The following is a 7,976-nucleotide window of genomic DNA, read 5'->3' as shown; positions in this document are numbered from 1 at the left end:
CGTTCATTCGACATTCTGGACCTGTTCCCGCAGCTGCTCGATGACGGCTTTCAGCTCGAGGCCGATTCCGGTGAGCGCGGTGGTAGCCGATTTCGAGCAGAGGGTGTTCGCCTCCCTCATGAATTCCTGCATCAGGAAGTCGAGTTTCCGTCCGGCGGGGGGTTGCTGCAACAGGGTGCGGGCCGATGCCAAGTGGGCGGTCAGCCGATCGAGTTCCTCGCGCACGTCGGCCTTGGTCGCGAGGGCGGCGGCTTCGAGGAAGATGCGGTCCTGCAGGCCCGGTGCGTCGGGTGCCAGCTCGGTCATGCGGCGGGTGAAGCGGTCGCGGATGGCCTCGACCTGGGCGGCGGCTTCGGTTCCGGCGGCGGCCACGAGGGTTTCGATGCGGCCGACGAAGTCGGCGATCACGGGCAGGAGCTGGGCGCCCTCCCGGTCGCGGGAGACTTTCAGGGCGTCGAAGGCGGCGTCGATGGAGACCGCCATGGCGGCTTCGACGGCGGCTCGGGCCTCGGGGGCCTCCTCCTCCTCGGGAGCTTCGAGCACGCCGCGCAAGGCCAGCAGGCCGTCGGCCGAGGGCGGTGTGGCCCCCTCCTCCGCCAGCCGGTTGGCGAGGGCGAGGTAGCGGGCGAGGATGTCGTCATTGACCTTGAGCGCGGCGGCGCCGGGGTCGGCGCGTTTCGCCTGGACGCCGACAGTGACCTGGCCGCGGCTGAAATGCCTCTGGGCCGAGGCCTTGGCGGCGCGCTCGAGGCTGTCGAAGCCGGGCGGGCCGCGGAAGCGGACCTCCAGATTGCGGCCGTTGACCGAGCGGGCCTCGACCGACCAGGTCCACGCCCCCTCCGCGCCCTCGGCCCGGCCGAAGCCGGTCATGCCGGAGATGGAGGTCATTGCGCCGGCGCCGCTTGCGGAACACGGATGACCTGGGCCCCGGCGGGCACGACGACGCCCGGGGGCACGCCGGCGGCGTCGGGGTCGGCGTTGGGCACGGTGGGGACCGTCCCGGGCACGGCGGGCGGCGGGCTGCCGGGCGGCAGGCCGGCCTTGCGCCGCTCGATCTCGCGCCAGCGGGCGACGTTGGCGAGGTGTTCGTCGAAGGTGCGGGCGAAGACGTGGCCCCCCGTGCCGTCGGCGACGAAGAACAGCTCGTCCGACGGCGGCGGGTTGAGCACGGCGGCGAGCGCCTCGCGGCCCGGGTTGGCGATCGGCGTCGGCGGCAGGCCGTCGATCTGATAGGTGTTCCAGGCGGTCTGGCGCTCCAATTCCGAGCGGCGGATTCCCCGGCCCAGCGGACGCCCCCTGGTGAGGCCGTAGACGATGGTCGGATCGCTCTCCAGCCGCATGCCGATGCGCAGGCGGTTGGAGAAGACGGCGGCGACCCGCGGCCGCTCGGAGGCGACGCCGGTCTCCTTCTCGACGATTGAGGCGAGAATGACGGCCTCTTCGGGCGACTTGACGACGGTGCGGGGCGAACGGGCGGCCCACAGGCGGGCGAGGTTGTCGGCCTGGGCGGTCGTCATGCGGGCGATGACCGAGGCGCGGGTCTCGCCGCGGCTGATCTCATAGGTGTCGGGCCACAGCGAACCCTCTTCGGGCACGGTGGGTATCTCGCCGGTCAGGAGCGGCTGGTTCATCAGGATGTCGACAGCCTGGGCCGAGGACCAGCCTTCCGGCAGGGTCACGTAGTGGCGGACCACCTTGCCCTCGACCAGCAGGACCAGCACGGCGCGCAGCGAGGCCTTGTCCGGCACCTCGTATTCGCCCGCGCGCAGCTTGCGGTCGGCCCCGGTCAGGGTGGCGGCGGCCTTGAACATGTCGGTCGAGCGGATCACGCCCGCAGCCTTCAGATTGGCCGCGATGGCGCTGACCCCCGCCCCGCTGGGCAGGGTGACGATGGTGGAGTCGCCCTCGCGCGCGGCCGGCCCCGGGGCGTAGAAGACGCTCCAGGCGGCGACGATGGCGACGATCAGGAAGACGCTGAACGTGGCCGAGGCGGCCAGCAGGGCCGTGGCCCCTCCCGACCTGGATCGGCCTGATTTCGGAGCCCCCGCTCCCCGAAAACGTCCGAACATCAGCCGACCTTCTTGAAGATGACGCTGGCGTTGGTGCCTCCGAAGCCGAAGCTGTTGGACATGGCCACGTCGACCTTCATCGGCTGGCCCTTGTCGCGCACCAGGTTCAGCGGCGTCTCCCGTTCAGGGTTTTCGAGGTTGATGGTCGGCGGGGCGATCTGGTCGCGGATGGCCAGGATGCAGAAGATCGCCTCGATGGCCCCGGCGGCGCCCAGCAGGTGGCCGGTCATCGACTTGGTCGAGGACAGGGCCACGTTCGGCGCGTGGTCGCCCATCAGCCGTTCGATGGCCCCGGCCTCGATCCAGTCAGCCATGGTCGACGTGCCGTGGGCGTTGACGTAGTCGATGTCCGACACCTCGATGCCGGCCCGTTTGACCGCCATCTGCATGGCCCGGTAACCGCCGTCGCCGTCCTCGGCCGGGGCCGTGATGTGGTAGGCGTCGCCGCTGAGGCCGTACCCCGCGATCTCGGCGTAGATGGTCGCCCCGCGGGCCTTCGCATGCTCGTACTCTTCCAGCACGACAATGCCGGCGCCCTCGCCCATGACGAAGCCGGAATGGTCCTTGTCCCACGGCCGCGAGGCCTTCTCCGGCTGATCGTTATAGGCCGTGCACAGGGCCTTGCAGGCGAGGAAGCCGGCGATGCCGATCGGCACGATCGAGCTTTCGGCCCCGCCCGCCACCATCACGTCGGCGTCGTCGAGGGCGATCATCCGGGCCGCGTCGCCGATGGCGTGGGCCCCGGTGGCGCAGGCCGTGACGACCGAGTGGTTCGGCCCCTTGAGCCCGTGTCGGATCGAGATCTGGCCGCTGGTCAGGTTGATCAGGGCCGAGGGGATGAAGAAGGGGCTGACCCGGCGCGGGCCCTGCTCCTTGAGGATGATGGCTGTGTCGGCGATGGGGCCGAGGCCGCCGATGCCGGAGCCGACCATGACGCCGGTGCGCTGGCGCTGTTCCTCGGTCTCGGGCTTCCAGCCCGCGTCGGCCAGCGCCTCGTCCGCCGCCGCGATGGCGTAGACGATGAAGTCGTCGACCCGCTTGCGGTCCTTGGGCGACATGACCTTCTCGTGGTCGAACACGCCCGGCTGGCCGGGCGCGCCGCCGCCGCGGCCGTCGACCGACGGGATTTCGCCGGCGATGGTGCAGGCGTAGCCCTCCGTGTCGAAGCTGGTGATCGGGCCGATGCCGGACCGGCCCTCGACGATGCCCTTCCAGTTGTGTTCGACGCCCCAGCCGAGGGGCGTGAGCAGGCCGAGGCCCGTGACGACGACGCGGCGCATGCGCGCTCCTTCACTCAGAATCTTGACCCTAAACAGTAATGGCCGCCGGGCGGCCCCGCTAGGGGGACGCCACGGCGGCCATCAAAGCCGTATCGGGCTGGGGGCGATCAGCCGGCCAGCTTCTCGTCGATGAATTTCACGGCGTCGCCGACCGTCTGGATGTGTTCGGCGGCGTCGTCCGGAATCTCGATGTCGAATTCTTCCTCGAAGGCCATGACCAGTTCGACGTTGTCGAGCGAGTCAGCGCCCAGGTCGTCGATGAAGCTGGCCTTTTCAACGACCTTTTCCGGATCGGCGTCCAGGTGGTCGATGACGATCTTGCGGACGCGTTCCAGGGTGTCGGACATGTTTGTCTCTGCTCGTTGGGCCGCCGGGGCGGCTGTTGTCTCAGTCCTTGCCGTATGACGACGGCGACGGCTGCGCAAGCCTTCAACGAAGACTCAGGCGAACCGGTTGCGTGGGCTTTAGCACAGCCGTGAGGGCTGGAAATAGGGTGTAGCTATCCGTGATCGGCTTCCCGCCCCATCCCTTGGTCAGATCATCGCCATGCCGCCGTTGACGTGAAGGGTCTGGCCGGTGACGTAGGCGGCCTCGTCCGAGGACAGGTAGACGGCCGCGGCGGCGATCTCGTCGCCCGTGCCCAACCGGCCGGCCGGAATGTTCTTCAGGATGGTCTCGCGCTGCTGGTCGTTGAGCACGTCGGTCATTGGCGAGGCGATGAAGCCCGGGGCGATGCAGTTCACGGTGATGCCCCTGGAGCCCACTTCCTGCGCCAGCGACTTGGAAAACCCGATCATGCCGGCCTTGGACGCGGCGTAGTTGGTCTGGCCCGGATTGCCGGTGACGCCGACCACCGAGGTGACGCCGATGATGCGGCCGGAGCGGCGCTTCATCATGCCCTTCATGGCCGCGCGGGACAGGCGGAAATACGATTCCAGATTGATCTTGATGACGTCGGTGAAATCCTCGTCCTTCATCCGCATCAGCAGGCCGTCCTTGGTGATGCCCGCGTTGGCCACGAGGATGTCCAGCGGCGCGCCGGCGGCCTCCTCGGCGCGGGCGACCAGGCCGTCGACCGACTCGGCGTCCGACAGGTTGGCCGCCGCGGCGAAAGCGCGCCCGCCCAGTTCCTTCGCCAGATCCTGAAGCACGCCTTCGCGGGTGCCGGAGAGGACGACGGTCGCGCCCTGGGCATGCAGGGCGCGGGCGACGGCGCCGCCGATGCCGCCCGTGGCGCCGGTGACGAGGGCGGTCTTGCCGGTGAGATCGAACATCATGTGCCTCGCTTGGCTGTGGAATCGAAGGGGTGGTGCTGGCGAAGGTCGAGGCCGCATTTCGTGCAGGTCCGAACCGGCCATAGGTTATTCGCCCATGCGCCGGACCGGCTATAGGCGTCCCTGCCGCAGCGGGGACAACGGATCAGCAGCCATGATCCCAGGCCCAGGACGATGAACCAGGGCAGGATCAGCCAGGTCGGTCCGGGAGTTGACCCGAACCATTCCTGGAGGAGCCGGTCGGTGACAACCGCCAACCCCAGGGCGCCAACCAGCACCAGCACCCTGCCGGGGACCATGATCCAGCCCCAGAAATAGACGCTGGGCCAGCGCATCGGCCTAGCCCAGCGACTTCGCGAAGGCTTCCAGCTCTTCCGGCGTATTGAGCGACACGCTCTCCGCGTCGGGGGCGATGCGTTTGGCCATGCCGGTCAGGACCTTGCCCGAGCCGATCTCGGCGAAGCGGGTGACGCTCCCCTGCCCGGCCATCCATTCCATCGACTCGCGCCAACGCACGCGGCCGGTGACCTGTTCGATCAGCAGGCGGCGGATGACTTCCGGATCGTTTTCGGGCCGGGCGGTGACGTTGGCGACAACGGGCACGGCGGGCGCGACGATCGTCGCCCCGGTCAGGGCGGTGGCCATTTCGTCGGCGGCGGGCTGCATCAGCGGACAGTGGAACGGCGCCGAGACATTCAGCGGAATGGCGCGGGCGCCGAGTTCCTTGGCCTTCTCGATGGCGCGGTCGACGGCGGCCTTGTCGCCGGAAATGACGATGTTGCCGGCGTTGTTGTCGTTGGCGACGACGCAGACGCCGACCTCCGAACCGGCCTTGGCGGCTTCCTCGGCTAGGGCGAGGTCGGTCTTCGGCCCGATCAGCGAGGCCATGGCGCCGCGGCCGACCGGCACGGCCCGCTGCATGGCCTGACCGCGCAGTTTCAGCAGGCGGGCGGTGTCCGGGAGGCTGATCGCCCCCGCGGCGCACAGGGCGGAGTATTCGCCGAGCGAATGCCCGGCGACGAAGGCGGCCTTGCCGATATCGAACCCGAACTCGCCCTTCAGCGCCCGGGCGGCGGCGACGGAGACAGCCATCAGGGCCGGCTGGGCGTTCTCGGTCAGGGTCAGCTGATCCTCGGGCCCTTCGCGCATCAGCGACGACAGCTTCTGGCCCAGCGCCTCGTCGACCTCGGCGAAGACGTCGCGCGCAGAGGCGAAGGCGTCGGCCAGCGCCGCCCCCATGCCGACCGACTGGCTGCCTTGTCCGGGGAACAGCAGGGCGAGGGTCATGGCGGCGCTCCGGGGCGGTGAATCGAGGCCGGAGGGGTAGGACGATCAGGCGAAAGGGGCAAGCCGGACGGCGTCACCGCCCTCGTGGCGTGAAATCCAGCCTCGCGATCTCCCGGATCCGGCCGTCCTCTTCCCGGGCCTCGACGAGCTCGTAACCCATCAGGGCGAAGACCCGCCCGCGCAGGAAGATGGGCCGCGACGCGCCGTACCAGTCGGTGCAGGAGGTACGGCAGAAATCTTCGCGGCCCGCGCCCGATGACGGCAGCGATCCGAGCGCGGCCAGCAGGTCGGGCCCCCGCCGCAGGAACAGCATGTCGAGCCCGCCCGCCCATGCCGTGTGGCGTGAATCGCGTCCCGGATAGCGCTGGATCGGCAGGCCGAGAAGGCCGGTCTCGGCGCCTCGCTCGTCGGGACGATAGAAGAAGCCGTGGCTCCGGCCTTCAGACTCGCCGGCGTCGGGGACGCTGTAGCGGGCGCCAAGCGTGGACCGTCGCCCGTTTAGTTCGACCGCCGTCAGGGAGACGCTGTCGCGTCCATCGGTGACGATCAGGGCGTCGGGGCCCAACGCTTCTATACGGGTGACCGGATCGGGAAGGTCCAGGAGCGTGGACTCGCCGGTGTCGACCCTCATCGTCATCAGCACGCCGCCTTCGGGGCCGCGAGTGTCGAGCCCCCGTCCCGATGGACGCTCGACGGCATAGAGAAGGTGGTCTCCGACGAAACGGTTCTCCCGTCTCCAGCCGCCCTCCGGCAGGCCGCGCAGGGGGCGGTAGTCCTCCGCGAGCGCCGCGCCGGACCCATCGCCGAAGCGCGACAGCGGCAGGCTCAGCAGGGCCGTCGTTCCGTCCCGCGTCTCGCGCTCCCACATGGCGTCGCCGCCGTCATCGGACATGACCACCACGTCGAGGCGGCCGCGACCGCGATCCTCGCGGAAGGAGAACTGGTCCAGCGGCGCGCCCGAGGCCCTGACCGCCTGCGGACGGCCGCCGTCCAGCGGCATGCGGTAAACGGTGGCGGGCGAGCGTCCGGTTCCGGCGGGGCCATCCTCCCGGGCCGTCGTCCACAGGTAGATCGCCTCGGGCGAGACGTAGAAGGTTCGCGACGACGGGCCGAGAACGGCCGTGGCCTCGCACTCCAGTCTCGGCGCGGTCAGGTCGCAGCGCGTCACCGAATGCAGGGCGTCGAAGCCCAGGCTCGACGGACGGGCGTTCGGGTCAAGGAACACATCCTCCGGGCGGGTCAGGACGCGAGTGGTGCGGGCGCGCCCCGGCGTCTCGTCGATGAGCGCCGGCAGGACATCCATCGGGTCCTCGACGTCCCGGAGAGGATGGACATTGTAGAGAACCAGTTCGTCGCCGATCAGCCGCGAGGCGTAGTTCTCGGCCGAATAGTAGTCGCTGGCGCGCAGCCGGGACACGTCCTGGAAGCTCAGCTGGCCGTCGGGCGAAAGGCGGAAGCGCAGGATCTGTGTGCCCTGCGTCTCGTAGCTGTAACCGATCACCGCGACATGATCGCCGGCGACCAGCATCTCGTCGTACCAGGCGCCGTCCCAGTCGTTGCGGGGGGCGGGCGTGCCCGGCGGCGGGACGTCGACCGAATCGATGGCCTTCAGCCCGTCCGCCAACGACAGGGTGAAGAGCCGCCCGCGCCGCAGGACCACCAGATAGTCGCCTGCGGCCTTGACGATGCCGCCCTCGTCGACGCCGGCTTCCTGCACGTTGGTGATGGACTCGCCGCCTGAGGCGTCGGCAGCGGCCGCCTCCGCGGCCGGGAGCATCAACTCCAGGGAGGGGCCGGAGCCTTCACGAGCCCGCATGCGCGCTACCAGAAGGGCGCGCCGCTCGCGGAAGAAGGCGCGGAACTGGTCTTCGGACCCAAAGACGGGAAGGCTCTGCGTCGACGCGGGCGGCGTGAAGGGAGCGAAAGGCCGCGCGGTGACGACGGCGGCGGCGGCTCCGGTCAGCACCGCGAGCAACAGCGACAGCAACAGGACGTGGCGTTTGAGAGTCCCCGGCATCGCGTTCCTCCAAGCTTGGCCTTGAGGGATGAGCAGCCCGGACTGCGGC

General features: G+C 69.7%; 7 protein-coding genes. All 7 read right to left on the bottom strand.

Annotation, left to right across the window (positions count from 1 at the left end; all coding sequences use genetic code 11):
• Nucleotides 1-3: 3 nt before the first annotated feature.
• A complete protein-coding gene (locus VGD32_RS08190) occupies nt 4-888 on the bottom strand; it encodes a YicC/YloC family endoribonuclease (RefSeq protein WP_331031404.1) in 885 nt (294 codons plus the stop codon).
• A complete protein-coding gene (gene mltG / locus VGD32_RS08185) occupies nt 885-2,069 on the bottom strand; it encodes an endolytic transglycosylase MltG (protein ID WP_331031403.1) in 1,185 nt (394 codons plus the stop codon). Before mltG ends, VGD32_RS08190 begins: the two co-directional genes overlap by 4 nt.
• On the bottom strand, nt 2,069-3,349 hold the full coding sequence (gene fabF / locus VGD32_RS08180; RefSeq protein ID WP_331031402.1) for a beta-ketoacyl-ACP synthase II: 1,281 nt from the start codon (nt 3,347-3,349) through the stop codon (nt 2,069-2,071). Before fabF ends, mltG begins: the two co-directional genes overlap by 1 nt.
• 107 nt (nt 3,350-3,456) lie before the next feature.
• On the bottom strand, nt 3,457-3,696 hold the full coding sequence (locus VGD32_RS08175) for an acyl carrier protein (RefSeq protein ID WP_055830235.1): 240 nt from the start codon (nt 3,694-3,696) through the stop codon (nt 3,457-3,459).
• 186 nt (nt 3,697-3,882) lie between these two features.
• Nucleotides 3,883-4,623: a 3-oxoacyl-[acyl-carrier-protein] reductase gene (gene fabG, locus VGD32_RS08170; RefSeq protein ID WP_331031405.1), complete on the bottom strand. Its 741-nt coding sequence runs from the start codon at nt 4,621-4,623 to the stop codon at nt 3,883-3,885.
• Nucleotides 4,624-4,962: 339 nt separating this feature from the next.
• Nucleotides 4,963-5,910 carry an ACP S-malonyltransferase gene (fabD, locus tag VGD32_RS08165; protein ID WP_331031401.1) on the bottom strand — a complete coding sequence of 316 codons (948 nt, stop codon included), beginning with the start codon at nt 5,908-5,910 and terminating at the stop codon, nt 4,963-4,965.
• A 73-nt stretch (nt 5,911-5,983) separates the two neighbouring features.
• Entirely contained in the window at nt 5,984-7,927 is a 1,944-nt protein-coding gene (locus tag VGD32_RS08160) for a beta-propeller domain-containing protein (RefSeq protein WP_331031400.1), read from the bottom strand.
• Nucleotides 7,928-7,976 lie beyond the last annotated feature (49 nt).

It is taken from the genome of Brevundimonas sp. (assembly GCF_036402095.1).
GTDB lineage: Bacteria > Pseudomonadota > Alphaproteobacteria > Caulobacterales > Caulobacteraceae > Brevundimonas.
Note: the sequence above shows the minus strand (reverse complement) of the source record. Positions and strands in the feature narration are given on the sequence as shown.

Excerpts from the sequence above, each read along its gene's own strand:
- mltG (WP_331031403.1), bottom strand. The coding sequence starts at position 2,069 with ATGTTCGGACGTTTTCGGGGAGCGGGGGCTCCGAAATCAGGCCGATCC.
- VGD32_RS08175 (WP_055830235.1), bottom strand. The coding sequence starts at position 3,696 with ATGTCCGACACCCTGGAACGCGTCCGCAAGATCGTCATCGACCACCTG.
- VGD32_RS08160 (WP_331031400.1), bottom strand. The coding sequence starts at position 7,927 with ATGCCGGGGACTCTCAAACGCCACGTCCTGTTGCTGTCGCTGTTGCTC.
- fabF (WP_331031402.1), bottom strand. The coding sequence starts at position 3,349 with ATGCGCCGCGTCGTCGTCACGGGCCTCGGCCTGCTCACGCCCCTCGGC.
- VGD32_RS08190 (WP_331031404.1), bottom strand. The coding sequence starts at position 888 with ATGACCTCCATCTCCGGCATGACCGGCTTCGGCCGGGCCGAGGGCGCG.
- fabD (WP_331031401.1), bottom strand. The coding sequence starts at position 5,910 with ATGACCCTCGCCCTGCTGTTCCCCGGACAAGGCAGCCAGTCGGTCGGC.
- fabG (WP_331031405.1), bottom strand. The coding sequence starts at position 4,623 with ATGTTCGATCTCACCGGCAAGACCGCCCTCGTCACCGGCGCCACGGGC.